Origin of the sequence: Paenibacillus sp. PvP094 (assembly GCF_040546835.1) — a bacterium.
GTDB classification, from domain to species: Bacteria; Bacillota; Bacilli; order Paenibacillales; family Paenibacillaceae; genus Paenibacillus; species Paenibacillus illinoisensis.
The window spans coordinates 2,421,219-2,447,601 of the sequence record NZ_JBEPOM010000001.1; the positions used below are offsets into that span (position 1 = coordinate 2,421,219).

The window sequence follows — 26,383 nt, forward strand, 5'->3', positions numbered from 1 at the left end:
AACCCGTAATGTCTGTACTCCCATTGGAGAACCCTTTTTCTTATCGAATTCCTCCCCTTCATATATTTGTTTGAAATTACCTATAATTGTTTGGAACTGGTTATAGAACTATTGAACAAAAGGAGGTAATTCAGATGAGGAAAAAGGAAAAAATGCTATCTGTTTGTCTATCATTGCTATTCTCCGGATTAGGGCTTATATACAATCGTCGCTGGATATCAGGAATTTTGTTCGGTTGTATTCACATTATTTTGTGGTTCTTTCTACTTCGTTATTTCGTTATCTACATTGCATATCATGTGACCATTGCGGATGGTGTGATGGGTAATGCACATATGGTATTTGGAATTTTAATTACTGCCATACTCCTTAATACAATAGGAAGTACTGTACTTAGCGCCCAAAGCGCGGGAGAATAGATGTTTACATCAATATAGAAGACCTACTGATATGTCAGTAGGTCTTCTTGTCGTTACATGAGTTAAGCTGATGATGTTCTGCAACTACTTCTGATGCATCGTTTTATTTTGAAAAGCAGCGATATCCGCATACTCTTCTTCAAACTTGCGGGAGATCCGAATGAAGATCGGCAGCAATTCCCGGTAGATGCGGACATGATCCGGGTCAGGCTGATGGCGATGTGTGGATCCAATCATGCCGGATACCGCACTCAGGGAATCAATTCGGCCAAGCGCATAGAGTCCCAGCACGGCTGCGCCAAGGCAGGAGCTCTCAATGCTTTCGGGAATAATCACATCCTGGTCGAAAATATCGGCCATCATCTGCCGCCATAATTCGGAGCGGGCGAAGCCGCCCGTTGCCTGAATTTTGGTAGGACGGCCGATCTTCTCTTCAATAGCCAGCATGACGGTATACAGATTGAACAATACACCTTCCAGGGCGGCACGGATCATGTGCTCCTTCTTATGATGAAGCGTCAGACCGAAGAACGAGCCGCGGGCATTCGGATTCCAGAGCGGAGCCCGCTCACCTGTCATATACGGATGGAAGAGCAGACCTTCCGATCCTGGCGGTACATTTTCCGCGACACGAGTGAGCACCTCATAAGGATCGATACCCAGCCGCTTCGCTGTTTCTACCTCAGATGCTGCAAACTCGTCCCGAATCCAGCGGAAAATGACCCCGCCATTATTCACGGGCCCACCGATCACCCACGCATCCTCGGTGAGCGCGTAACAGAAGAAACGTCCTTTCGGATCGGTAACCGGTTTGTCCACGACCGTACGAATGGCTCCGCTGGTGCCGATGGTTACTGCCACCACGCCAGGATCAATTGCGTTTACGCCAAGATTGGAGAGCACACCGTCACTTGCCCCGATGACAAATGGCGTCGTGTCTGCAATGCCCATTTCCTTGGCATACTCCGGGTTCAGACCTTGCTTGAGCACATGAGTGGTTGGCACAAGCCGGGATAAATGGTCTGGTGTAATTCCTGCCACATGCAGGGCTTCCTCATCCCAGTCCAGCTTCTCCAGATTCATCATTCCGGTGGCAGACGCCATGGAGTGGTCAATCACGTATTCATGGAATAGCTTGAAGAACACGTACTCCTTCATGGAGATGAATTTATGGGTCTGCTTAAAGAGTTCCGGTTGTTCCCGGGTCAGCCACATGATTTTGGTCAGTGGTGACATGGGATGAATGGGCGTTCCTGTTCTCAGATAAATTTCGTGACCGTTCATTTCGGTTTTGAGTGCTTCCGTCCATTCCGCGCTGCGATTATCTGCCCACGTCATGGCGCGCATCAGCGGTTTGCCGTGCTCGTCAACGGGCAGGATGCTGTGCATCGCCGAGCTGAATGATACAAACAGAATCTCATCCGGTTTGACACCTGCCTTGGCTGTCGCCTGCTTAACGGATTCTACAACAGCTTGGAAAATATCGTCCGCATCCTGCTCTGCAATCGCAGGAGTAGGAGTATACAGCGGATAATCGGCACCACCCTGAGCCACGATGGAACCGTTTTGTTCGAACAATACGGCCTTGGTGGATGTGGTACCGATATCTACGCCGATCATATAGGGTGAAGAAGCCATTTTGTTATCCCTCTTTCTCTGGAGCATCTGGTATTAATCTATAGATAAGAATATCAGACTTGAGGGATGGATCAAAATGCAGGAATATTAATCCTTCACGGCTCCGGCGGCAATGTCCGAAATGAACTGACGGCTGATGAACAGGAACATGATAATGAGCGGAATAACAGCCAGCAGAGTACCGGCGATAACCATCGCGTAATCCGTATTGTACAGTCCATTTAACTGTGAGAGGGCAATCTGCAGGGTATATTTCCGTTCATCTGTCAGGACAATGAGCGGCCACAGGTAGTCGTTCCATACTCCGATAAAGGTAAATGCGCCGAGAAACGCAAACGCAGGTCGCAGGATGGGCAGCGCCACATTCCAATAGAGACGGAAGAAATTACAGCCGTCGATCCGGCCCGCATCGAGCAGGTCATTCGGGATGGACTCCGTGGCATACTGCCGAATCCAGAAGATGCCGAAGGCATTCACCATGCCCGGGATAATCAGGGCCTTGAAGGAACCGACCCAACCGAACGTCGCCATGAGCACGAAGGAAGGAACGAGCGACAGCTGGGAAGGCACCATCATGGTGGCCAGCAGCAGGACAAAGAGCCACTTTTTGCCCGGAAACTCAAACTTCGCAAACGCAAAACCCGCTAATGAGTCGAAGAACAGCACGAGCACGGTCACCATGCCGGATACAAACAGTGTATTGACAAATGCACCCCAGAAGTCGATCTGCTGCAGAACCCGGCTGATATTATTCCACAGTTCTCCCCCGAACCAGAGCTGGGGCGGAAATGCGTAGATGTCGGACGTTGTCCGGGTGGACATTACAATCAGCCAATAGAACGGGAACATGGAAATGAGCATGCCCCCGATAAGACCGGTATACAATACGAGCGATTTGAGGTATTTGGACGTCATGAGCGCTCCCCCCTTGTCACATCAGGATGACTTGCCTTGAACAAGCTTCCAGTTCACGATGGAGAACAGGGCGATAATGAGGAACATGCCCCAACCCACCGCTGCACCATATCCGAAGTAATTGTTGATGAACGATTCACGGTAAAGGTACAGAACAATGGTCATCCCGGCTGCGCCTGCACCGCCGTCGTTGCCCACGAGGATCTGAGGTTCGGTGAACAGCTGCATGCCGCCAATCGTGGATGTAATCACCGTGAACAGAATTACAGGGCGCAGCATCGGAATCGTAATCCGGAAAAAGGATTGTATCCCGGATGCACCGTCAATTTTGGCTGCTTCATACAAGGTCTGCGGTATACTCTGAAGTCCGGCCAGATAAATGACCGCATTGTACCCTGTCCAGCGCCAGACGACCATGGAGGAGATCGCCACTTTAATACCCCAAGGCGCATTAAGCCATTCCACGACCGGAAGCCCGACCGACTGCAGGAGATAGTTGAGAAAGCCATAGTTGTTGGCAAACAGTGCACCAAAGATGATCGCCACGGCCACGATGGATGTGACGTTCGGCAGGAAGTAACCGACTCGAAACAGTGTACGGAACTTCACGAACGGCGCATGCAGCAGAAAGGCAACAATCAGGGCGAAGAACAACATGGGAATGGTCGAGTATATCCAGATCATGAATGTATTGCCTACAGCCTGCCAGAACTCGGCATCCGTCAGCATGTATTTAAAATTGTTCAGCCCATTGTAGGTCATTACGCCAATGCCGTCCCACTTATGGAAGGCCAGGTACAATGAAAAGCCGATGGGAAACAGGCCGAACACGGCAAAGAGAATATAAAATGGTGAGATCGCAGCATATAGGGCACGATGTTCCCAAATTTGGGACAGGAGAGATTTCTTCCGATCCAGGTCCGGACGCACGGCTCCGGGTTCGGGAGTGAGATGGGGTTCGGTTACAGCCATATGAATTCCTCCTTATGCAGATATCGAACACACACGTTCTTCAGGTTAACGCTGGAGTTCCCGCTCAACGCGGTGTACGGTATCGGTCCAGACCTGCTGGGGATCGGCATTTTGCTTCGCGACATCATTCAGGCGCCGGGTAATAATGCTGTGTACTGATGGGTAACGTTCACCAAAAAAAGCGTCTGGAACATGCTGTGCCGATTCGGCAAATACAGGCCCCGTCGCCTGTCCGCCGAAGAAGGGCTCCTCTTCTTTCATTGCGGGAGAGTCGAACACACCTGGAGCAGAAGGGAAGAGGTTCAACGTCTGATATTGCTCCAGCTGATTTTCCGGACTCTGCAGCCAGCGCACCAGCTCGAAGGCTTCCTGAGGGTGCTCACTGGACTTCAGAATGGACAGGAACGAACCGCCGTTATTGCCATCTCCGCCAGGAGCACGAGCCACCCGCCACTTACCCGATGTATCTGGAGCGGCTTCCTGTAGCACCTGCTTCATCCAGACCGCACCCACGAAGGATGCAATTTCCCCATTATTCATCGCTGCATTCCAGCCTGGAGTCCAGCCGTCTGCATTCGCCAGCAATCCCTTTTGCTTAAAATCAATGGCGGTATCCCAGCTTGTGCGTACCAGAGGAGAATCCATGCCGATAAACGAACCATCCGGGCGGAAGTAGCGCTCAGCTCCTTGGGACAACACTTGGTTGTAAACGCTTCCAATGTTATCGGTCAGAAATACCTTGCCCCCAAGTTTCTCCTTGATCTGTTCGCCTGCTGCGGCGTATGCTTCCCAGCTATTCAGCTGACGGCTTACATCCTCGGGTTCAGAGGGCAGTCCAGCCTCCTTGAAGAGGTCTGCCCGGTAAAAGAGAGCTGTCGGTCCCGTATCCATCGGGAAACCGATCATCTGTCCGCTGGGCGTGACGCCCTGCTTCCATTTCCATTCAAGATACTGGTCTTCGACGTCCCCAGCGCCGAGATCATACAGGTTATAAAAACGGTCTTCACTGGGGAAGAGCTCCATGATCCAGTCGTTTAGGGCCACAATATCGGGCTCGCCTGATTTGGCGGCCAGCGTTGTCTTGAGCTTCGCCTTGAAGTCACCGCCGATCTTCTGGGCAGTCAGTTCAATATTGGGGAACTGTTCCCTGGCCTTGGCAATCAGCTTATCATCAATGGAACGGTTCCAGTACCATAGTGTAAGCGCTACCTTTTTGTTGTTCGCAGAATCGTCTTGTCCTGGCCAGATGGAGCATCCGCTTATAAGCAGGACGCAGACCATCATGATGGCTGTCCAGCAGGTTCTTTTCCGGCGGATCATGTGCACAACCCCCTCATCGTTAAGTTCGAGGCATGAAGTACTTTGGACTACAACATCATTCTATGAGCAGTTTATAAACTCATACCCAATATTCCGAAAATGAAACACAAATTTGTGTCGGTTTCGTATCCTGATTTTATTAGTTACTTTAAAAACAAAAGTTACTTGACACAATATAATTTTTATTTTAAACTTGCTTACATAAAGTAACTAATGATGATGACAATAATATAGATACGTACTATAAACGTCCAGTGATCTTTTTTCGGTCTGGATACGAATCAATCTGTATATCAAATGGCTTAACAGGAGGAACGAAACATGATGATCAATTCACATATTATTCAACTACTTGCCCCCAAAATCCAGACTTTTCCGAGTGGAAAAGAATTTATATATCTGGTTGGACCGATTAAGCTCCCGGTCAATCTGGATGGAGAGACGCGTACATTTCAGTGGTACAGCTGGCTGAAATCGGATAAGGTCATGGAGAGCGGCGAGCTGATTGAATCGCTGGCTACTGCCGAACTGGCAGAACGTCAGCAGTCGAGTGTGCTCGTGTACGGCGATTTTGCCGAAGCGCAGGAAGCACTGATCCGGATGCACAGCATCTGTCATACAGGTGATATTTTTGGCAGCAAGCGCTGTGATTGTGGCTTCCAGTTGGAGCAATCCATGAAAATGATCGCAGCCCATGGAGCGGGAGCCTTGTTCTACCTGGCGAACCATGAAGGTCGCGGGATTGGGCTGTTCAGCAAAGCAATGGCGTACATTCTGCAAGAGGAAGGTCTGGATACCGTAGATGCGAACCTGCAGCTTGGCTTTACGGACGATGCTCGTAACTATGACGATGCCATTGCTGTATTGCGTGCACTGCGTTCTGCACCGGTTACGTTGATCACCAACAATCCGCGGAAGCTGGCTGCATTGCAGGAAGCGGGACTGAATGTGGGCGGACGTGTTCCACTGTGGGGCGATCGTTCGGCGTTCAATGAGAAATACCTGCAAACGAAAGTAAGTCGTTCGGGTCACCTGGGTGAGAACGATGGTTGGGCCGGGGCCGATGTGCTGCTTCCGCATGCACAGGCTTAAATCTCACTTTATGTGTTAAATCAGCGTTGATTCCAGTGAAGGTATCTTGCTGTACAATCGACAAAAAGTTTGGCTGTTGTTGTTCACTTCCTTAGGGGTGTATGACAACGGCCTTTTGGTGTTTACGACAGAACGATGAACACTATGGGGATGCTTCCTCGTGCCGGGCCCTGCTTGCCGATCTACTATACGGATTATACAATATAGGCAATCTGAATGATGCAGGAGGAACGATGGTGCCATTTGAGGGACAGAGCATGTTACCCGCTGCCAAGAGCATGAAGCAGTTCGAAGCGATTATTGATGGCCCTTACACCTATGGGGTTTTGCTGGATACCCACATTGCCCAACTGGAGAGCTTGCTGGATGAGGCAAGGCGGCGAAGCAAAAAAATTCTGCTGCATGCTGATCTGGTCCAAGGGCTGAAGAACGATGAGTACGCGGCAGAATATTTGTGTCAGCATATACGTCCTGCGGGTTTGATCTCTACACGGGCAACCGTGATTCAAAAGGCGAAACAAAAGGGGATCACCGCAATTCAGCGGGTGTTTTTGCTGGATACAAATGCGTTGGAGAAAAGTTATCAACTGCTGACGAAGACACAGCCGGATTATATTGAAGTGCTTCCTGGCGTTATTCCGCATATTATTACCGAGGTAGCGGAACGGACGGGGATTCCCATTATTGCCGGAGGACTGATCCGGTCTGCCCAAGAGGTTGAGCTCGCGTTGCAGGCCGGTGCAACAGCAGTGACCACGTCCAATTTTGACCTGATCCGACATTTTGGGGAATCGCTTACAGAACCGAAACAATAGCATTAATTTAATCATTATTGCATCTGTCAATCAGGCACCTGTGATATCGAATGATGCAATATGCTTACAGGAGGTTGTCGATATGGAAAAGTATATTATGGCTCTTGATCAGGGGACCACGAGTTCACGGGCTATTCTGTTTAACCACAATGGGGAGATTGTACATATTGCTCAGCAGGAGTTTCCGCAGTATTTCCCCAAACCGGGCTGGGTCGAGCAGAATGCGAATGAAATCTGGAGCTCCATTCTTGCAGTTATGGCTTCATGCTTGGCAGAGAGTGGAATTAAGCCTGCCCAGATTGCCGGAATCGGGATTACGAACCAGCGCGAGACAGTTGTGGTGTGGGATAAGGAAACAGGTCGCCCCATCTATAATGCCGTAGTATGGCAGTCTAGACAAACTGCTGATATCTGTGATGAGCTGAAGACGAAGGGACTGGCTAACCTTTTTCGTGAGAAAACGGGACTGCTTATTGATCCCTATTTTTCCGGTACGAAAGTCAAGTGGATTCTGGACCATGTGCCAGGAGCACGTGAACGCGCGGAGCAGGGAGAACTGCTATTTGGCACGATCGACAGCTGGCTGATCTGGAAGCTCAGCGGAGGTACCCATGTAACGGACGTATCCAATGCTTCCCGTACATTGATGTACAACATCTATGATCTGCAATGGGATGACGAACTGCTCCGTATTCTCGATATTCCAAAAGCGATGCTGCCGGAAGTGCGGGGCTCCTCTGAAGTGTATGCGCACACGATGGATTATCATTTCTTCGGCCACCGGGTTCCCATTGCTGGCGCAGCGGGGGATCAGCAGGCAGCTTTATTTGGTCAGGGATGTTATCACAAGGGCAGTATGAAAAACACATATGGTACCGGGTGCTTCATGCTCATGAATACCGGGAAAGATCCGGTAAAGTCGGACCATGGATTGATCACAACGATTGCCTGGGGTGTTAATGGCAAGGTAGAGTATGCACTTGAAGGCAGCATTTTTGTGGCGGGTTCTGCCATTCAGTGGCTGCGTGACGGATTACGGATGCTGCGTTCCTCCAAGGATAGTGAGGATTATGCTGCACGGGTATCCTCCACAGATGGTGTGTATATGGTACCGGCCTTCGTCGGGCTAGGTAGTCCGTATTGGGACAGCGAGGTCAAGGGCGCCGTATTCGGTCTGACACGCGGCACCACGAAGGAACATTTTATTCGAGCGACGCTTGAAGCGCTGGCGTATCAAACCAAGGATGTCCTGGCGGCTATGGAGTCCGATTCGGGGATTGCTGTCGATTCGTTACGCGTCGATGGCGGTGCAGCGGCCAATGACTTTCTGATGCAATTCCAGAGCGACATTCTGGGCATTCCGGTTGAGCGCCCAACGGTGAACGAGACAACCGCTCTGGGGGCGGCTTATTTGGCAGGTCTTGCTGTAGGATACTGGGAAAGTGCGGATGAACTGAAGAATCATGAGAACACGGAGCGCGTTTTCAATCCGCTGATGGAAGAGGATACCAGAAGTGATCTATACGCCGGTTGGCAGCGAGCAGTGAAGGCTGCGATGGCCTTCAAATAAGAAAGAATATGAAGATATAGCTATTTGTACTTTTTCATTAAACAAATTCAATAGATGATAATTACTGGTGGAAAATGATGCATAACTTACAGGGGATATTTTCCTGGAGAACGAAATCCATATATCCATGATTAGGAAAATAAAGAGGTTAGTGGATCAGTTTGAAATTACGTCCTTGGGCAGAACAACTTTTTGAAATTTTTTTGAATAATGTATCATTTCAGGCCTTCACGCCGCTCAAAATGTGTGATAGGATTAAGGCACAAGTTAAAAAATGATGTCTGGAGATCGGGAGAGACCACGTACCGCTCAGCAATTGCTGCAGCGAATGACGTGGTCTTTTTTTGTTCTTTTTTGAAGATGGATTAGCAAAAATAAAGGCAATGAATGGGAGGCAGACCGATGACTTCACCTTTCTCGGCAGCGATGCGCGGCGAGTATCTTCAATCCATGGCGAATGCACATTTTGACATATTAGTTATAGGCGGAGGGATTACCGGGGCAGGCATTGCCCTTGATGCTGTGTCCCGCGGACTGAAGACCGCGCTGGTTGAAATGCAGGATTTTGCAGCGGGCACGTCCAGCCGTTCAACCAAACTGGTCCACGGAGGGTTACGATATCTGAAGCAGTTTGAAGTGAAAATGGTAGCTGAGGTAGGACGCGAACGGGCAATTGTCTATGAAAATGGACCTCATGTGACGACACCGGAGCCGATGCTCCTGCCCATCTATACGGGAGGTACGTTTGGGCGCTTCAGCACCTCGATTGGTTTGATGGTGTATGACCGGCTCGCGGGTGTGAAGCGCAGCGAGCGCCGTACGATGCTGAACGCTGGAGCTGTCTCGGACAGCGAACCTTTGCTGCGCCGAGAGGGACTGCTGGGTGGCGGGTTATATGTGGAATACCGGACGGATGATGCACGGCTTACCATCGAAGTGATGAAAGAAGCGGTAAAGCGTGGAGCCCAAGCTGTGAATTATGTAAAAGCAGACGGGTTTGTGAAGGAAAACGGAAAGATCATTGGTATTCAGGCCACAGACCAGATCACAGGCGAGCGTGTTCAATTAAGGGCAAGCAAGGTCATCAATGCTTCGGGTCCATGGGTGGATGAGCTCCGCAAGGTAGACGGTTCAAGGCAGGGCAAGACGCTGCAAATGACCAAAGGCATTCATTTGGTGTTCGACGGATCAAGGTTTCCTCTTCGGCAAGCTGTATATTTTGATACGCCTGATGGGCGAATGGTTTTCGCGGTTCCGCGTGATGGCAAAACATACGTGGGTACCACCGATACTGTTTTCCGAGATGACCCGGCGCATCCTCTGATCTCTGAAGCAGATCGGGATTATGTAATCGATGCGGTAAATGGCATGTTTCCAGATGTACAGATTCGTGCCGAAGATGTGGAATCGGGCTGGGCTGGCATACGTCCATTAATCCATGAGGAAGGCAAGAGTCCTTCCGAAATCTCACGCAAGGATGAAGTGTGGGTCTCCCCTTCCGGACTGATCACCATTGCGGGGGGCAAGCTGACCGGGTATCGCAAAATGGCTGAAATGGTCGTTGATCTGGCAGCCCGGGAGCTCAAACAGGAAACAGGGAAATCGATTGGGCCATGCATAACGAAGAAGATGCCGATTTCCGGAGGGGACGTTGGTGGCTCAGCAGGATACTCCGTCTATATAGAGCGCAAGATTAAGGATGGGGTAGCGCTCGGACTTAATCGGCAAGCTGCAGAGCGGCTGGCTCGTACCTATGGATCCAATGTGGATTCCCTTTATGACCGGTTGCCTGATCCACGGGCCAAGGCCGAACTGCATGGCATGCCGCAGGAACTGCTGCTCATGCTGAATTATGCAATTGAGGAAGAAATGGCCGTAACCCCGGCAGACTTCCTGGTGCGACGAACAGGCGATTTATTTTTCCGAATTGACGAGGTGCGTCAGTATAAGTCGGCAGTTATCCAATACATGAATGATCGGCTGTACTGGACGGATGAGCAGAGAACAGGGTATGAACAAGAGCTGGACCGGCTGATATTGGGGGCATCTGGCAAAATATAATGCAGGATTTTGTATGATGGGGTCGAATGGAACATGTAAGCGCGTAACAAAGAGAGGGGATTACATCCATGACGTTACAGATCGGCATCATTGGAACAGGCTGGTTCAGCAAAGTACATGCAGATATTTTGGCACGAATGGAAGGCGTCCGTGTGGCAAGTGTGCTCGGGACCACCTTGGAGAAAGCTGAGGCGATGGCTTCCGTGTATGACGCAGCTGGCTACAGCGAGCTTGAACATATGCTGGATGGGGAGAAGCTGGATGCAGTTTACATCTGCGTTCCGCCAATGTCACATGGTACGATTGAATCGGAACTGATTCGTCGCGGCATCCCTTTCCTTGTAGAGAAACCACTAAGCACAGGGATGGATATTCCGCGCAACATTTTAGATCAGGTGAGAGATACAGGTTTGCTTACTTCGGTAGGTTATCACTTTCGCTATCAGGAAGCCGCCCAGGTGCTTCGGGAGGCAATGAAGGATCAGACGATCGGCATGGCACTTGGACGCTGGATGGGTGGTATGCCAGGCGTTGCCTGGTGGCGCCGTCAGGAAGGATCCGGAGGACAGTTTGTCGAGCAGACAACACATATTGTGGATCTGCTCCGATACTGTGCAGGAGAAGTTACTGAGGTATATGCTGCAGCAGCCCAGCGTGTGATGCATGAGAAGCACGATCATGTTACCGTGGCAGATGTAGCGAATGTTACGCTTAAGCTGGAGAGCGGTGCCATTGCGAGCATTGCCAATACATGCCTGCTGCCGGATGGAGAAGGCGGTGCCGGACTTCAGTTCTACACGGAAGCCGGAGTATGGGACTGGACACCGGACCGTCTGCTGCTGCCGAGTGCTGCTTCTCACGCAATGGCAGGTCAGGAGATTCCGCCAGGACATAACCCGTATGAACGGGAGAACGAGGCGTTCATTCATGCTCTTCGGACGGGTGACCGTACGCAGATTCTGTCTGATTACGCGGATGCCTGCCGTACACAGGAGATTACAACAGCAGCGCTGGCATCTGCCGATTCCGGTCTGCCGGTGCAGCTGAAGCCTATTCGGAACCTTTCACATTAAATTATTTAATAGTTAAATTGCAGTTCAAGAAAAAAGCCTGAATGGGAAGCTGATCTGGAGAAGATCAGTACCTATTCAGGCTTTTGGTGTTTTAGATTAGAGGGATCTGCATTGCTATCGTTTCAGCCAGTCGGAGGACCAGCCATAAATTTGGTTGATCACCGGCTCAATAGCCTTGCCTTTGGGAGTCAGCTCGTATTCAACCCGTGGTGGAATTTCAGGATACATATGACGGGTTACGATGCCTTCCATCTCCATTTCCTTCAAACGCTCGGATAACAGACGGCCGCTAATGGCCATTTCCGCTTCCAGCTCTGTGAAGCGCTTAGGTCCGGAGAGCAGCTGATACATGATCAGCAGAACCCACTTCTTACCAATAATGTCCATGGCTTGTGTGATCAAACAGGGACTTGGTGATTTTGCTTTTCTCAGCTTCAACGTGTTCACCTCACTTCGCATAACAATGTTGGAATAGTCTAATTGTCTTGTATATAAAAAAAGTGCCTGGCTTACCGCCACTCTGACGAAAAATAAGAAGCATTCATTCATAAAGGTTACGGCAAAAATCCATGCAACAACCCTTTTGTATGTATTATACACTATTTATCAAAAAATTACTTGAATAAATAATCTTATTATTATATACTCACTTCATAAAAGTAAGCCAGTATCCAATAATACCTAATAGATAGATATGGAGCACTTTATTCGTTCACATGTTGGCTTGAAAACCGAGTCGTCGCAAGACGGCTTTGACATAGATTTAGCATCTTGCAGATTTGATTTGAATGTGGCATGTGCAGCAGGCAAGATGCTCCAGCTTTTCTTTTCATCTAACCTTTAGATCAGTTACAGGAGGAACATACATAATGAGAGTTATTGGATATATTTTTCTGGTCGTGCTTGCAGGTGTATTTGTGATGACAGGACTGAACAAAGTGATGGGTGCAGAGATGATGGTACAGACGTTCGAGAGCTTCTCGTATCCCAAGTGGACGATGTATCTGCTCGGCGCGGTAGAACTGCTTAGTGCAGTAGGTTTATTGCTCCCGCGTACCCGCATGGTAGCAGCAGGTGTGCTGACATTTATTCTGATTGGTGCACTTGGAAGTCATCTGATCTACGGACAATACGGGGCTACTGCTCTTCCAGCGATCCTGCTCGTTGCCAATATTGTTGTTCTGGCGATCGGTATGCGCAAGCTGGAGGAAGAAGAGGTCCTGGAAATCATTCAGGCGTAACCTTATTAGAGCAACGTTAGATTGAATAACCAGAGAGTCAAAGAGGGCGGCTGTGATAACAGTTGCCCTCTTTTACGATGCCTTTATTTAATTCATTTTTCTTTAGGATAAAAAAAAGAAGAACCCACACATATACAGGGTTCTCTTGCAGTAGGACTTCCTCATCGGGAAGATCTCCTGATTATAAATAATAAAATGAAATCGTATTATAGCAATTTCTTTAATTGGGAGACGCGTCCTTGGCTGATGCCAAGCTTTTCCGCAATCTGCTGCTGAGCCAAACCAGGATTCTGTTCAACAATTTCTTTCATTTGTTGCAGCATGCGTGCCGTCTTGGGCCGCAGGTCAGGGTATTCAGTGCTGGCAGGTACAGTTCCTTCATCCCAAGTGGGGGAAGAGACTTTAGCGGAATCGGAAGCAGGACGCTCCACGGCTGCAGGAGCCTGTTTGTTCTGAGGAACGAACCATTCGGGAGAGTCATCCGGGTGTTTTAATTGAACAGCACACGTCCGGCAGATGAATTGCTCTTTGAAATACATTTCCGTATCCATATCACCGCAAAACACACACAACGTTGATTTGTACTTTCTCAAAATCAACTCTTTCCCTTCAATGAAAAACTCAAGCGGATCGCCGATATGGATTTCCATCGTATCCCGCATTTCCTTGGGAAGGACAATTCGTCCAAGGCGGTCCAGAGATCTCTTCATTCCGGTTCTTTTCATCGCATCTCCCCCGCAATATTCGCTTATAAAACATGTCCTTATTGTAAGGAAGAAAGGGCTTTAATACAACAATAATATTTCAAATAATAGGGACAATTCTATCTATTATGGGAAAATAAGTTTAGAAAGAATGGGAGCTACCGCCAGAGTGAACAATGCAGCGAGTACCATGGAGATACTGGAGATGGTTCCTGTCAGGGAACTGAGCTCAAAAGCTTTGGAAGTCCCTGTGCCGTGGGCACCCGTTCCGAGCAGGGTTCCGCGGGCAATCTCTCCATCAATACGGAGCATTTTAACGATAGAAGGACCCATAATCGCACCAAGCAAACCGGTCATGATGACAAAAACAGCAGTAACAGCGGGGATACCCCCAATGGTAGCCGAGACATTCATGGCAATCGGAGTTGTAATGGAACGCGGAATCAGGCTGTGAATCAGCCCGGAGTCCAGCTGAAGCCATTTGGCGAGCAGGGCTGACGAGAGTACGGCCACCACTGATCCGGTCATGACACTGAAAACAATCTCGGATATATGCTTTTTGAGCACATGGAAAAAGGTATAGAGCGGTACAGCAAAAGCTACCGTAGCCGGTTGCAGCAGAAGACTAAGCCATTTGCCACCGCTGCTGTAATCTGCATAATCCGTCCCTGTCGCAAGCAGCACGCCAACGACAAGCAGGGGCGTGATCAGCAGTGGAGACAGATAAACCTTGGGCAATTGGCGATACATGCGTTTGGCGACCCAATAAATACCGACAGTTAACAACAAGCAGAGAAATCCAATCATCCGGTGTGACGCTCCTTTCGTTTGGCGATTCGTGTGGCAACCAGGCCGGTGCAGACCATAACCAGAAATGTACTCAGCAGGACGATGAACAGAATCTGTAGTCCGTCATGTTCAAGCATGGGCATGTAGTTCATGATGCCAACGGCTGAAGGGATGAAGAACAGCAGCAGTTCTCCGAGCAGCCATGCGGCTCCGACTTCAATCCAGCGCAGCTTCACGACCCGAGTCTGTAGCAAAATAAACAGTACAACCATGCCGAGTATCGAACCCGGTATAGGCAAATGGAGAGCACGGGCCAACTGGTCCATGAGCAGTGAAAAGACCATGAGGAGAGCAACCTGCAATATACCAAGTCCCCATTTTTTCACTTCAATTCCTCCTTATATCAACGTGATTGATTTATTTTTTTATGAAAATGAATGGAAACACACTTTCTTGTTACAAATTTTACATCGCATTATCTCATGAGTAAAATGCATATTAAGAATGTTTTCTATTCCATTTATCTATGAGAGGCTGGAATCAGACGATGGATATCCGCCATTTGCAATATTTTCTGGAAGTCGCGAGGCAGCAGAGCTTTACCAAGGCAGCCGAGGTGTTATATATCACACAGCCAACCATCAGCAAAACCGTGAAAAGTCTTGAAGAAGAGCTGGGGGTTACGCTGCTGGATCGGTACGGCAAGAGAGTTGAATTGACCGATGCAGGGCATGTTTTTTTCCGGCAGGCACTGGAAATTGAAAAATCGTTTCGCAGCTTGTCGTCCGAGCTCGACGATCTGATGAACCTGAAGAAAGGACATCTGCGTATCGGACTGCCGCCCATGGTGGGCTCGAGCTTTTTCCCCATGATCATCGGTGAATTTCATAAGGCCTATCCGCAAGTGAGCATTCAACTGTTTGAGGATGGTGCGAAAAAGGTAGAGGCCGATGTCATCAGTGGTGCACTGGATATTGGTGTAGCTGTGCTGCCGACGGTGGATGAGCTGCTTGATCATTTTGTGTTCGTGGAAGAAAAGCTGAATCTGCTCGTTCATCCTTCGCATCCGCTGGCGGGCAAAGAATCGGTTGCCCTGCGTGAACTGGAGCATGATGCCTTTGTGCTGTTCAGGGAGGATTTTGCCCTGCATGATCGGATCATTGTGGCCTGTCAGCATGTAGGATTCCAGCCGAGGGTTGTCTATGAGAGCTCCCAGTGGGATTTGCTCAGTGCAATGGTTGCGGCCAATCTGGGGGTGGCATTACTTCCCGAGACCATCTGCCGTGAAGTGGATCATATGCGTGTACGCATTATGCCGGTTGTGGAACCCGTGATCCCTTGGCAGCTCGGCATGATCTGGCGCAAGGACCGATATCTTTCTTTTGCCACAAGGGAATGGATCGGTTTCACCAAGGCGATGTTGAGCGAAGAAAGGAAATAGAAATTACTTCATATCGTTGATACAATGAGAGCAGAATAATGATGGAGGTGGAGAAACATGAAATTGCGGGTATCCGCTGTACAGTACCAATTGCAAACCATCAGCTCCTTTGAGCAGTTTGCTGCTCAAGCCGAGCATTACATACGGACAGCCGACGAATTCGGAACTGAATTTGTGCTGTTCCCTGAATTTTTTACAACTCAGCTCATGTCCATAGGTGACGGTAAAGGCAACGCGCTGACCATTGAGGATCTGCCCGATTTCACGGAGCAGTATGAACAGCTGTTCACATCCCTGGCGGCGAAGTACAACATGCATCTGATCGGGGGAACTCATGTCATCCGTCGTGAAGGGAAATTGTATAATACCGCCCACATGTTCTATCCGGATGGCCGTATTGCACGCCAGGCCAAGATCCATATTACACCGACCGAAGTACAGGAATGGAACATGGCACCGGGTGATGGCCTTGAAGTTTTCGACACGGATAAAGGCAGAATTGCGATGCTGACCTGTTACGATATTGAGTTCCCGGAAATTGTGCGTATGGCAAAAGCCAAAGGAGCTGACGTCATCTTCTGTCCTTCCTGCACGGATGATCGGCATGGATTCTACCGGGTGCGCTATACGAGTCATGCCCGCGCGGTAGAGAACCAGGTTTATGTTGTACTGACCGGAACAGTGGGCAATCTGCCGACAGTGGACTTCATGCGTGCCAACTACGGACAGGCTGCCATCATTACGCCGAATGATGTCCCGTTCCCGCCGCGCGGCATTCTGGCCGAAGGTGAGATTAACGATGATATGATCGTAACAGCAGATCTGGATCTGGATTTGCTCTATGAAGTACGAGAGCGCGGATCGGTAACGACCTGGCGTGACCGCCGCACCGATCTATATACAGACTGGGAGTAGTCGGAGGCTTGAACTACCCGTATTGTCTGTTGGAAGGAGGAGATGATCAGCATGTATCAAAAAGAGATGTTGATTACCGGTCCGGATCGACATGGTAAGCCCGTAAAAGCTATCGTTCGTACGTATCAGGAGGCTGACTTCGATGAACTGATTCGCATCCAGGCCGAGAGCTTTCCTCCGCCTTATCCGGAAGAGCTGCTCTGGAACCATGAGCAGCTTGCCAGTCACGTAGCCAACTACCCGGATGGGGCTATCTGCATTGAGGTAGATGGTGAGCTAGCGGGATCGATGACCTCGCTGCGCATGCAATGGGACCCTTCACATCCGGCAAGCCACACGTGGGTTGAAGTGACCGATGATGGGTATATTCGCAATCATCAGCCGGGTGGCAACACGCTCTACATCGTCGATCTCTGCGTACGTCCGAAATTTCGCAAGTGGGGACTGGCACAGCTCATGATGCAGGCCATGTATCATCTGGTCATTGCACAGGGGCTTGACCGGCTGCTCGGTGCCGGAAGAATGCCCGGATACCATCTGGTGGCAGATGAAATGACAGCTGAAGCGTATCTGGAGCAGGTGGTATCCGGCGAGAAACGCGATCCGGTGATCTCGTTCCTGCTGCGCTGCGGACGTATGCCAGTGGGCGTGGCGACCGATTATCTGGATGATGAGGAGTCCTGCAACTATGCAGCCCTTATGGAATGGCGCAATCCGTTCAAGACATAATGCACATTTATTATTGGAGGTAGATGAATCCATGGAATTTAAACGAATTACTTCAATAAATGATCCTTTGTTTGCCCAAATGCACAAGCTGATGCAGGAGATTTTCCCGCCTGAGGAAGTGCTGGACTTCCCGCTGTGGCAGGAACCGCTGGAAGACCCCGGCATTCGCGTATTTGTGGCTGTGCATGAAGGGAACGTCGTGGGAGCGACAGAATATCGCTACTATGAGGACTGGAATGTGGCCATGACAGATTTTACGATTATCGGCCGCGAAGGGTTGGGCATCGGCAGTTTCCTTGCCAACCATCGCAAGCGTGACCTGCAGCAGCTTGCAGCAGCAAACGGCAAGGAACTGTTCGGCATGTTCGCCGAGATCTATAATCCGTATCTTAGCCAGGATCATGAATTTGGCGGCATCAAGCCCATGGATCCGTATGTACGGCGCGAGGTGCTGTCCCATCTCGGATATCAACGACTGGACTTCTCATATGTTCATCCTTCCTGGCAAGGGGACGGAGAAGCAGTGGGGGGACTTGACCTTTGCTTTATGCCGGGCAATGAGGAGCAGGGAGAGCTGCCAGCCAGCCTGGTGGCCGATTTCCTGAATCGCTATTATGCTGTCCTGCCGAATAAACCGCAGGAATGGCTTGCCATGGTAGATCAGCTGAAAGCTCGCACTTCGGTGCCGCTGCTGCCTTTGTAATTACGAGATTGAATATACAGCATGACACAGCCTGCGAACGGCTGGAAATGCATGAAGCCCATGAAGCAGGATATCCATTCCTGTATCATGGGCTTTTGTAATAGATTGAATGATTGCTTCTGGGGGCTACTTCTCTGTATTCCGGTCAGGCAGCTGTATTAAATAACTATTGGACAAATGCATAAGATCCAAAGCACGCTCATACTCGTCCTTGGTAATGTAACCTGAGGAAGACGATGAGCCGTCATCTGTTGTGGCGGTTGCCGGAACAGTATTCCCTTCCGGTGACTCAGGTTTAGGTTCCGAACGGTTCTCCACCTGCTTGATGTCCTGCCTTCCGGCATCGGCAAGCGAGTAATGGGTTCCGTCACCATAACCGGTTTCCGGAATGAATAATGAGGCATCATTAAGCACTGAACCGGTAGGCAGATAATAGCGTTCCGGCAGCAGATTGCCTGACTCCCGAAGCAGATCCTGCCCGAAGTGCAGTTGATCCTGGAGAGATGCCCCTGTGAGTCCGGCTATCGTTGGCAGAATGTCCACCTGTCCGCCGATCTGACCCAGCTGCTCTGCAGGCGTAACACCGGGAGCAGTAATGATGAGTGGAATGTTAATCATGTCGGCAGATGTATACTCCCTGCCGTAGATTTCCTTCATTAACTCTTTGTCGTCCTTGTCCAGCGAATAGATGGGCAGGCCGAGGTGGTCTCCGTATACCACCAGCAGGCTGTTTTCCCATAGTCCGCGTTGTTTTAAACCATCGATGAATTGTCCCACCGCCTGATCCGCATAATGCTGGGATACCAGATAATCGCCAGGCAGGGTGTCCGCGTACCGCTCTGGCAGCGTCAGGCTAACCTTTCTCTCTGGCAAATGGTACGGGTGATGCGCAGACATAGAGATGATCTGTGCATAGAATGGCGAGCCTTCTGCCTGCATTTCTTCCAATTTATCGAGCGTTTTGGAATACAGCACCTCATCCGATGCCGAGAAGGCAATAGAATCTTCGGTGCCAAAATAATCTATATCGTAATAGTGATCAAAACCAAGCGCTTTATACAGCTGATCGCGATTCCAGAAACGGACATCGTTTGAATGGAATGTAGCGGTCTGATACCCGTTTGACGACAATAGTTTGGGGAGACTTGGCAGGGCTTTATCGGCATAGACCGTAGATGCAGCTCCGTTTGGCGGTGTATAGAATGATGTATTGACAACAAACTCGGCATCCGATGTATTCCCTTGACCTACCTGCTGATAGAAGTTCGGGAAATACAGGCTTTCCTGTGCAAGCTGGTTGAGATGTGGTGTGACTTCCTGGCCATCAACCTTCAGACCAATGAGGAAATTCTGGAACGATTCCAGCTGGAGGACAATCACATTCCGGCCCTTGGCTGCTCCCGAATCCACAATGGCATCGAGCTCTGTCGTTTGTTTGATCTGATCGATGCGATCCTGATCAATCTCATCAAGCGGAACGGGCTTGTCAGGCCGATCCGCCAGAATGGTATAAGCCTCGTATCCGAGGATCCCCATTTGTTCCGCTTGCGTAATTTCGCTCATGCTTGCCCGGTTAGGGTATATATTCAGCATGCAGATTACTAGGGAAATCATCAGAATAACGGAGGCAACTCTGCGTCTGCTTCTGCGGTCCAGAGGTATCTTTCCCGGACGTTCGGTAACGCCGAGCTTGATCCGGCGCCGGATCAATATGCCGCCAATAATCAGAATATCCGCAAAAATAAACAAGTAATATGGGTCGAGCAGGGAGAACATGCTGCTCTTCACCGACGTCACCTGATTCACCTGCGCGAGCGCGTGATAATTGACGATAACCCCATAATATTTGTAGTACATAATGGCAGCGAAAAAAATGCCTGACAGCACCAGGTTCAGGACAAGATAGGCCCACATCCGTCTTTTGGCTGCAAACCACTCAATCAGACAAAAGCAGATCCAGATCAACGGCAGCTCCGTAAGCAATGGCTTCCAGACGGGGATATCATCGAAAATGACCATCCAGGCCAGGGAGCTTTTGATAATCATGATCACGGTAAACAATATAAACGGTCCGCTTAGAAACCGGGTGAGTGAACTGCGTGACAACATAACCGCCTTCCCTTCCGAAGTTTCATTTAACAAGTATTATGATACCTCATGGTATGTCGTGTCAAAAGTATGAAATAGAAACAGCCCCTCCCATTCGGGAAGAGGCCTTTGTGATCTGCTGCTAAGTAAAACTCGATGGGCGCTTGAGTCTATCAGGTTCCCATTATTCTATTGTATATGTCGTGACATAAGAGGCTCTTGGAAACATGGCTGGTTTCTGTGCGGTCAGCCCTTCACTTGTACTGCGATTGCGGTGGGCATGATTATAGGCCTGAGACTGCTGCCAGCTTTTGAAGTGATCCTCTGACTCCCACAGGGTAAGTACAACATACGTATCATCTTTCAGGGGACGGAGCACCCGGATACCGACAAAACCTGGCTCGTCCTCCACTTTGCGTGCACGGTTTTTGAACCGATCCTCGAAGTCACCGCGGCCGTCTTCCGTCACCGGGATATTATTCAAAACCGCAAAGCTGCCGCCTGTCCAGGAGCCTGCGGCATCAAATGCCTCATATGCGGCTACGCTATCATCCGACTCAATATGAAGCAGACGTTCAGACGTTTCGATGGCAAGACGAACCTGCTCTTCGCTCCGCAGGGTCAGATGCGGATATGCAGCGAGCACGTCCGGAATCGGGGAAGGAACCAAATAAATATACATGGAAGCTGCCTCCTTAAATGTACGTTCCTCTTCAACATAGCATATGGGGAGGGACGAGTCCAATCTGCAGAATGGCTGGTTTGGCCAGGTCTTTTCATGATAAAGTAGAAGGACTAAAACAGAACGGGTGATCGTATGACAAATACCATTCGAATATCAGTCAGGCCTTTGGTTGAATATGTATATCGTAGCGGCAGTATTCGTCCCGGATTCCGTTCCAATGCATCCATGCAGGAAGGAACCCGAATTCATCAGCGGGTGCAGAAGGATTATACGGAGGATGATCTGAAAGAAGTTGTGCTTGAAGCTGAAATCCGGCATGGAGACCTGGTTTATGTCGTTGAAGGAAGATGTGATGGTCTGATTCGTCTGGAGGGTCAGCTCACTGTGGATGAGATCAAATCAACAGCCGGCAACCTGGATGATCTGGGCGACGGACTTCCGGTCCACTGGGCGCAGGCTATCATGTATGCATATATGTATGCCGTTCAGCATGATGAGCCAAGAATGCAAGTGCAGCTTACCTATGTGCAGACCGTGAATAGTCAGGAGAGAAGATATCGGCGCATGCTCGAACGTGAGGAGCTTGAGCAATTTGCTGCTGAGGTCATTGCCGGATATGCTCCTTATGCCGAGATGATTGCTGCATATGAAGAGAAGCGCGATGTCACTGTTAAAGAACTACCGTTTCCCTTTCGCAAATATCGGGAAGGGCAGCGCAAGCTGGCAGGCGCAGTATATCAGACCATCCGTGAAGGCAAGGGACTGATGGCCAAGGCACCAACCGGAATTGGGAAAACAATGTCCGTCTTATTTCCCGCAGTGAAGGCGATTGGTGAAGGCGAAGCCAGTCGATTGTTCTACCTTACGGCAAGAACGACGACTCGTGTTGCGGCAGAAGAGGCTTTTGCCAGAATGCAAGCTGAGGGGCTGAACATGCATGTGATCAGCCTGACTGCCAAGGATAAGATTTGCTTCAAGGAAGAAGAAGCTTGTGATACCGGACAGTGCGGCATGTGCGAAGGGTATTATGATCGCATTAATGGGGCAGTGCTGGATATGCTGGAGCATGAAACATTGATGACACGCCCAGTCATTGAACAGTACGCGCGCAAGCACCGGGTGTGTCCGTTCGAATTTTCGCTGGATGCGGCATACGCTGCCGATGCAGTCATCTGTGACTATAACTACATTTTCGACCCGCGTATTTCCCTCAAACGCATGCTGGAGGAGCAGAAACGCAAGACGGTGCTGCTGGTCGATGAGGCGCATAATCTGGTTGATCGCGGACGAATGATGTTCTCCGCTGAGCTGGAGAAGGCTGTTTTTCTGGATGTCAAAAGGGAGTTTAAGACGCTGGGCAGCAGTGTCGCTGCCGCGAAGGCCATTACAGACCATGCGGGAGCCATCGATAAGTATCTGATTACCCTGCGTAAAAACGGAGGAGAAGAGGGCAAGCTGCTGCAGCAGGAAGCGCCGGAGGAACTGATTGAATTGCTGGAGCCCTTTGTCATGGTTGCGGAGCAGAATCTTGTGGAAGGCGGTTCGGGAAATGCCGAGACGGATCAACTGCTGCTGGATGCCTACTTCACAGCCCAGAACTTCCTGCGTATCGCCAAGCTGTATGATGAACGATTCGTCACGTATGCCGAATGTGTGCGAAGCGAAGTGAGAGTGAAGCTGTTCTGTCTTGATCCATCCGTCCTGCTCCGTCAGACAGCGAAGGGGTTCCGTTCCATCATTCATTTCTCGGCAACCTTGTCACCACTGGGTTATTACCGGGACATGCTTGGTGCAGAGGAAGAGGACTACACGTTGCGTATCCCTTCACCCTTTCAGCGGGAACAATTGGATGTAAGGCTGCTTCCCTTGTCCATTCGCTACAAGGACCGGCAGCGTTCCAGGCAGCCGATTGCGAGCATGCTGCATCAGCTCGTATCCGAGTGGCCGCGGAGCAACCTGCTTGTCTTTTTCCCTTCGTATCCGTATATGCGTGAAGTCTACGAGACTTACATGCAGCTTCCTGGTGAGGCCGATACGGTCATGCAGGAACAGGGCATGAATGAGCTGGAAAGGGAGGCATTCCTGAATGCATTCCAGCCGCATCCGGAACGAACCAGGCTCGTATTCGCCGTGATGGGCGGCGTATTTTCAGAAGGAGTGGATCTGCCGGGAGATCGTCTCAATGGGGTCGTTGTGGTCGGTGCAGGGCTTCCGCAGATTGGACTGGAAAACAACGTGCTTCGTGACTATTTCGACCGCTCAGGACGCAATGGTTTCAATTATGCTTATGTTTTTCCAGGGATGAACAAGGTGCTGCAGGCAGGCGGCAGGCTGATTCGGACGGAAGAGGATACGGGCGTACTCGTATTGGTGGATGATCGGTTCACCCAGGAGCCGTATCGTTCCCTTCTGCCCGAGGAGTGGCTGGACTACAAGCGCATCTCCCCTTCAACCGGAAACTTCTCTGCAGGTGATTGAAGCATAGGCCAAAAAGGGTATTACTTGGATAGCAAACGAACGAACAAGGGCGAATACATATCCGTTCCAACGTCCGCTTCGAAAGCAATCAAGGAGGTCGGTTTTTAATGAAAAGAAATCATACGATGATGCAGTTTTTTGAATGGCATTTGGCTGCAGACGGTAAGCATTGGAAACGACTGGCCCAAATGGCTCCGGAGCTGAAAGCCAAAGGCATTGATTCGGTATGGGTGCCCCCTGTGACCAAAGCCATTACCCCGGAGGATACCGGATATGGTGTCTATGATCTGTACGATCTCGGGGAGTTCGACCAGAAGGGCAGTGTGCGGACAAAGTACGGTACCAAACAGGAATTGGTGGATGCCATTGCAGAGTGTCAAAAAAACGGTGTTGCCGTCTATGTCGACCTGGTGATGAACCACAAGGCGGGTGCCGACGAGAAGGAAGTGTTCAAAGTCATCGAAGTGGACCCTAACGACCGGACGAAGGAAATATCCAAACCGTTCGAGATTGAAGGCTGGACCAAATTTACGTTTCCGGGTCGTGGCGACCAATATTCTTCCTTCAAGTGGACATCCGAGCACTTTAACGGTACGGACTTTGATGCTAAGTCAGAACGCAGCGGCATATTCCGCATTGCAGGAGAGAACAAGAACTGGAGTGAGAATGTCGATGACGAATTCGGCAACTATGATTATCTGATGTTCGCCAATATCGATTACAATCACCCGGAGGTCCGCAAGGAGATGCTTCAATGGGGAAAATGGCTGATTGATACGCTGCAATGCAGTGGTTTCCGCCTGGATGCAATCAAGCATATCAACCATGAATTCATCAAGGAATTTGCAGCAGAGATGATTCGCAAGCGGGGGCAGGACTTCTACATTGTAGGGGAGTTCTGGAATTCCAATCTTGATGCCTGCCGTCAATTCCTGGATACGGTGGATTATCAGATCGACCTGTTCGATGTGTCCCTTCACTACAAGCTGCATGAGGCATCACTGGCAGGCAGAGACTTCGACCTGTCCAAAATCTTCGATGATACGCTCGTTCAGACACATCCAACGCATGCCGTAACGTTTGTCGATAATCATGATTCCCAGCCGCATGAAGCACTGGAATCGTGGATTGGCGACTGGTTTAAACCCAGCGCGTATGCATTGACCCTGCTGCGCCGTGATGGGTATCCGGTCGTCTTTTACGGAGATTATTATGGTATTGGCGGTCCCGAACCGGTGGAGGGTAAAAAGGAGATTCTGGATATCCTGCTGTCTGCCCGTTATAACAAGGCTTATGGCGAGCAGGAGGATTATTTCGATCATCCCAATACAATTGGATGGGTACGCCGCGGCGTGGAAGAAATTGAGGGCTCCGGTTGCGCGATGGTGGTCTCCAACGGGGATGATGGCGAGAAACGAATGTTTGTCGGCGAACATCGCGCCGGTGAAGTATGGACGGATCTGACACACAGCTGCGAGGATAGCATCACCATTGAGAAGGACGGATGGGCTACGTTCCATGTGTGTGGCGGAGGTTTATCCGTATGGGCTTTGCCTGATGAAGAGAGTGCGACTGCGTAAGCTTGAATATAAATATAAACAAGTAAACCACCTGAAATGGCGATGGAATGCCTGCAGGTGGTTTTTTTGCTGGGTACAGCTTTTATTATTGTGCTAACGAAGGCAACCTCTATTCGGCTCCATTGGGGAACATGAATGAAGGCCACTCATCTTCTGGTAAAACGATGCTTCAGCTCCTGAAACTACTCGGAGCATTCCATACTTACCTTACTTCTCATCCAGCTCAAACGATTCCAGTGTGCCGACCATGCGCAGGTCATGCTCGCGGTTGAACCGTTCCCGGGTACTCGCATCTGCATATTCGTCATGATAATGCATTAAGACGGTCTTTTGCCTTACTTCCGCAGGCAGCTGTTCCAGTTCCTTCAGTGAGGTATGGGATTTGATCACTAGATCATGCATGTGGCATTCATGGAAAATCAGCTGCACATCTGCGGCAGCTCGTTCTACCCGTTCCTGATCCAGCGTGCTATCTGCACTGTAGTAGAAGTAGGGCTTCGCAACAATACCATTGCTGACCATGCCCGGAACGTGCTGTGTACGGAATGTCTCAAATGTCACACCGCCCAGTTCGAATGTGCCTCCATCCGGCAGTGGAACGATATCATAATAATCGCTCATTGTACGCTCGCCATCGGTGGTGTAGCGCATGCCTGGAGATAAGATGCTCCATAGCGGCTCAACCAGTTGTTCGTGGATAAACAGGCGCGGTTTGCGGTCACCTACAATTTGCGAATAGTATCCGAGCATCTGTACACCGTTAATGTGGTCTTCATGCAAATGTGTGATAAATACATTATGGATATCAGTCATGGGGAACCCAACCTCTTTGAGTGCTTTTGCATTCGATTCTGGAAAATCAATGACCAGATGTGTGCCTCCAAATTCGGCGAGCATGCTGTTGTGATACTGCTCTACGCTGAACATGTCCCCTGTGCCCAGAAATGTAATTTTCAACGATTTCATCTCCTTGTATGATCTTCAGATCAGCATATCGTTCATTAAAACCAGTATATCTTGTTCGGGGGCATATGCCTAAATCAACCTTTTTTGAATACGCTATCATTTTTTATTGAACTTTGGGAGGAAACAGTGTAGCGTAAAGATGGGAAGTGTACCCATATGAACGTAAACTCACCCAAAGGGAGCGTGCGA

At 49.8% G+C, this 26,383-nt stretch carries 24 protein-coding genes; 13 read left to right on the forward strand and 11 right to left on the reverse strand.

Translation table 11 applies throughout. The annotated features are described in order from the left end of the window. The first annotated feature begins 134 nt into the window (after window positions 1-134). Entirely contained in the window at window positions 135-419 is a 285-nt protein-coding gene (locus tag ABIC22_RS11230; RefSeq protein ID WP_354480845.1) for a hypothetical protein, read from the forward strand. An 84-nt stretch (window positions 420-503) separates the two neighbouring features. Here the strand turns inward: ABIC22_RS11230 and gntK are convergent, their stop codons facing one another. From gntK to ABIC22_RS11250, 4 genes are all read right to left on the reverse strand, one after another. Beyond that, complete coding sequence (gene gntK / locus ABIC22_RS11235) at window positions 504-2,057, reverse strand: gluconokinase (protein ID WP_354480847.1); 1,554 nt, start codon at window positions 2,055-2,057, stop codon at window positions 504-506. An 87-nt stretch (window positions 2,058-2,144) separates the two neighbouring features. Continuing rightward, entirely contained in the window at window positions 2,145-2,972 is an 828-nt protein-coding gene (locus ABIC22_RS11240; RefSeq protein WP_095290931.1) for a carbohydrate ABC transporter permease, read from the reverse strand. A 21-nt stretch (window positions 2,973-2,993) separates the two neighbouring features. Continuing rightward, window positions 2,994-3,944, reverse strand: a complete 951-nt coding sequence (locus tag ABIC22_RS11245) for a carbohydrate ABC transporter permease (RefSeq protein WP_227779678.1) — start codon at window positions 3,942-3,944, stop codon at window positions 2,994-2,996. Window positions 3,945-3,989: 45 nt separating this feature from the next. After that, window positions 3,990-5,264 carry an ABC transporter substrate-binding protein gene (locus ABIC22_RS11250; protein ID WP_483312540.1) on the reverse strand — a complete coding sequence of 425 codons (1,275 nt, stop codon included), beginning with the start codon at window positions 5,262-5,264 and terminating at the stop codon, window positions 3,990-3,992. Window positions 5,265-5,588: 324 nt separating this feature from the next. Here ABIC22_RS11250 and ABIC22_RS11255 point away from each other — a divergent pair, with 324 nt between their 5' ends. The 5 genes from ABIC22_RS11255 (at window position 5,589) to ABIC22_RS11275 (ending at window position 11,875) form a co-directional block, all read left to right on the forward strand. Next, the gene (locus ABIC22_RS11255) at window positions 5,589-6,356 is read left to right on the forward strand and encodes a GTP cyclohydrolase II (protein WP_354485937.1); all 768 of its coding nucleotides are present in this window, start codon (window positions 5,589-5,591) and stop codon (window positions 6,354-6,356) included. 236 nt (window positions 6,357-6,592) lie between these two features. Further along, entirely contained in the window at window positions 6,593-7,171 is a 579-nt protein-coding gene (locus ABIC22_RS11260) for a glycerol-3-phosphate responsive antiterminator (RefSeq protein ID WP_110758811.1), read from the forward strand. An 82-nt stretch (window positions 7,172-7,253) separates the two neighbouring features. Further along, window positions 7,254-8,741: a glycerol kinase GlpK gene (glpK, locus tag ABIC22_RS11265; RefSeq protein WP_127537391.1), complete on the forward strand. Its 1,488-nt coding sequence runs from the start codon at window positions 7,254-7,256 to the stop codon at window positions 8,739-8,741. Window positions 8,742-9,143: 402 nt separating this feature from the next. Then, window positions 9,144-10,802 (forward strand): glycerol-3-phosphate dehydrogenase/oxidase, encoded by a 1,659-nt coding sequence (locus ABIC22_RS11270; RefSeq protein ID WP_354480850.1) that lies wholly within the window; start codon window positions 9,144-9,146, stop codon window positions 10,800-10,802. A 68-nt stretch (window positions 10,803-10,870) separates the two neighbouring features. Then, window positions 10,871-11,875 carry a Gfo/Idh/MocA family protein gene (locus ABIC22_RS11275; RefSeq protein ID WP_354480852.1) on the forward strand — a complete coding sequence of 335 codons (1,005 nt, stop codon included), beginning with the start codon at window positions 10,871-10,873 and terminating at the stop codon, window positions 11,873-11,875. Window positions 11,876-11,989: 114 nt separating this feature from the next. Here ABIC22_RS11275 and ABIC22_RS11280 read toward each other — a convergent pair whose 3' ends face one another. After that, complete coding sequence (locus tag ABIC22_RS11280; protein ID WP_236146850.1) at window positions 11,990-12,262, reverse strand: winged helix-turn-helix transcriptional regulator; 273 nt, start codon at window positions 12,260-12,262, stop codon at window positions 11,990-11,992. Window positions 12,263-12,744: 482 nt separating this feature from the next. Between ABIC22_RS11280 and ABIC22_RS11285 the strand changes: the two genes are divergently transcribed. Beyond that, on the forward strand, window positions 12,745-13,116 hold the full coding sequence (locus tag ABIC22_RS11285) for a DoxX family protein (protein ID WP_354480854.1): 372 nt from the start codon (window positions 12,745-12,747) through the stop codon (window positions 13,114-13,116). A gap of 206 nt (window positions 13,117-13,322) precedes the next feature. Here ABIC22_RS11285 and ABIC22_RS11290 read toward each other — a convergent pair whose 3' ends face one another. The 3 genes from ABIC22_RS11290 to ABIC22_RS11300 all read right to left on the reverse strand — a co-directional run bounded on the left by ABIC22_RS11290 (window position 13,323) and on the right by ABIC22_RS11300 (window position 14,995). Beyond that, window positions 13,323-13,841 carry an AbrB/MazE/SpoVT family DNA-binding domain-containing protein gene (locus ABIC22_RS11290; protein WP_127537386.1) on the reverse strand — a complete coding sequence of 173 codons (519 nt, stop codon included), beginning with the start codon at window positions 13,839-13,841 and terminating at the stop codon, window positions 13,323-13,325. A gap of 105 nt (window positions 13,842-13,946) precedes the next feature. After that, the gene (locus ABIC22_RS11295; RefSeq protein WP_154894656.1) at window positions 13,947-14,627 is read right to left on the reverse strand and encodes a CidB/LrgB family autolysis modulator; all 681 of its coding nucleotides are present in this window, start codon (window positions 14,625-14,627) and stop codon (window positions 13,947-13,949) included. Then, window positions 14,624-14,995, reverse strand: coding sequence for a CidA/LrgA family protein (locus ABIC22_RS11300; protein ID WP_153980303.1), 372 nt, complete (start codon window positions 14,993-14,995; stop codon window positions 14,624-14,626). Before ABIC22_RS11300 ends, ABIC22_RS11295 begins: the two co-directional genes overlap by 4 nt. 161 nt (window positions 14,996-15,156) lie before the next feature. Between ABIC22_RS11300 and cidR the strand changes: the two genes are divergently transcribed. From cidR to ABIC22_RS11320, 4 genes are read left to right on the forward strand one after another with little or no spacing between them, the layout of a single operon-like run. Then, window positions 15,157-16,050 carry a cidABC operon transcriptional activator CidR gene (gene cidR, locus ABIC22_RS11305; protein WP_354480856.1) on the forward strand — a complete coding sequence of 298 codons (894 nt, stop codon included), beginning with the start codon at window positions 15,157-15,159 and terminating at the stop codon, window positions 16,048-16,050. A gap of 57 nt (window positions 16,051-16,107) precedes the next feature. Further along, window positions 16,108-16,965: a carbon-nitrogen hydrolase family protein gene (locus ABIC22_RS11310; protein WP_095290949.1), complete on the forward strand. Its 858-nt coding sequence runs from the start codon at window positions 16,108-16,110 to the stop codon at window positions 16,963-16,965. A gap of 51 nt (window positions 16,966-17,016) precedes the next feature. Beyond that, complete coding sequence (locus tag ABIC22_RS11315; protein WP_354480858.1) at window positions 17,017-17,694, forward strand: GNAT family N-acetyltransferase; 678 nt, start codon at window positions 17,017-17,019, stop codon at window positions 17,692-17,694. Window positions 17,695-17,725: 31 nt separating this feature from the next. Then, window positions 17,726-18,397: a GNAT family protein gene (locus tag ABIC22_RS11320; protein ID WP_354480860.1), complete on the forward strand. Its 672-nt coding sequence runs from the start codon at window positions 17,726-17,728 to the stop codon at window positions 18,395-18,397. 126 nt (window positions 18,398-18,523) lie between these two features. Here the strand turns inward: ABIC22_RS11320 and ABIC22_RS11325 are convergent, their stop codons facing one another. Next, window positions 18,524-20,506, reverse strand: coding sequence for an LTA synthase family protein (locus tag ABIC22_RS11325; protein ID WP_354480862.1), 1,983 nt, complete (start codon window positions 20,504-20,506; stop codon window positions 18,524-18,526). A gap of 163 nt (window positions 20,507-20,669) precedes the next feature. Continuing rightward, window positions 20,670-21,167, reverse strand: a complete 498-nt coding sequence (locus ABIC22_RS11330; RefSeq protein WP_127537380.1) for an antibiotic biosynthesis monooxygenase family protein — start codon at window positions 21,165-21,167, stop codon at window positions 20,670-20,672. Window positions 21,168-21,302: 135 nt separating this feature from the next. Here ABIC22_RS11330 and ABIC22_RS11335 point away from each other — a divergent pair, with 135 nt between their 5' ends. Both ABIC22_RS11335 and ABIC22_RS11340 read left to right on the forward strand, forming a co-directional pair. Then, window positions 21,303-23,648: a helicase C-terminal domain-containing protein gene (locus ABIC22_RS11335; protein ID WP_127537379.1), complete on the forward strand. Its 2,346-nt coding sequence runs from the start codon at window positions 21,303-21,305 to the stop codon at window positions 23,646-23,648. Window positions 23,649-23,755: 107 nt separating this feature from the next. Next, on the forward strand, window positions 23,756-25,228 hold the full coding sequence (locus tag ABIC22_RS11340) for an alpha-amylase (protein WP_354480865.1): 1,473 nt from the start codon (window positions 23,756-23,758) through the stop codon (window positions 25,226-25,228). 207 nt (window positions 25,229-25,435) lie between these two features. On the opposite strand, the gene ABIC22_RS11345 is transcribed toward ABIC22_RS11340, so the two are convergent. After that, on the reverse strand, window positions 25,436-26,185 hold the full coding sequence (locus ABIC22_RS11345; RefSeq protein WP_354480867.1) for an MBL fold metallo-hydrolase: 750 nt from the start codon (window positions 26,183-26,185) through the stop codon (window positions 25,436-25,438). Window positions 26,186-26,383: the final 198 nt, after the last annotated feature.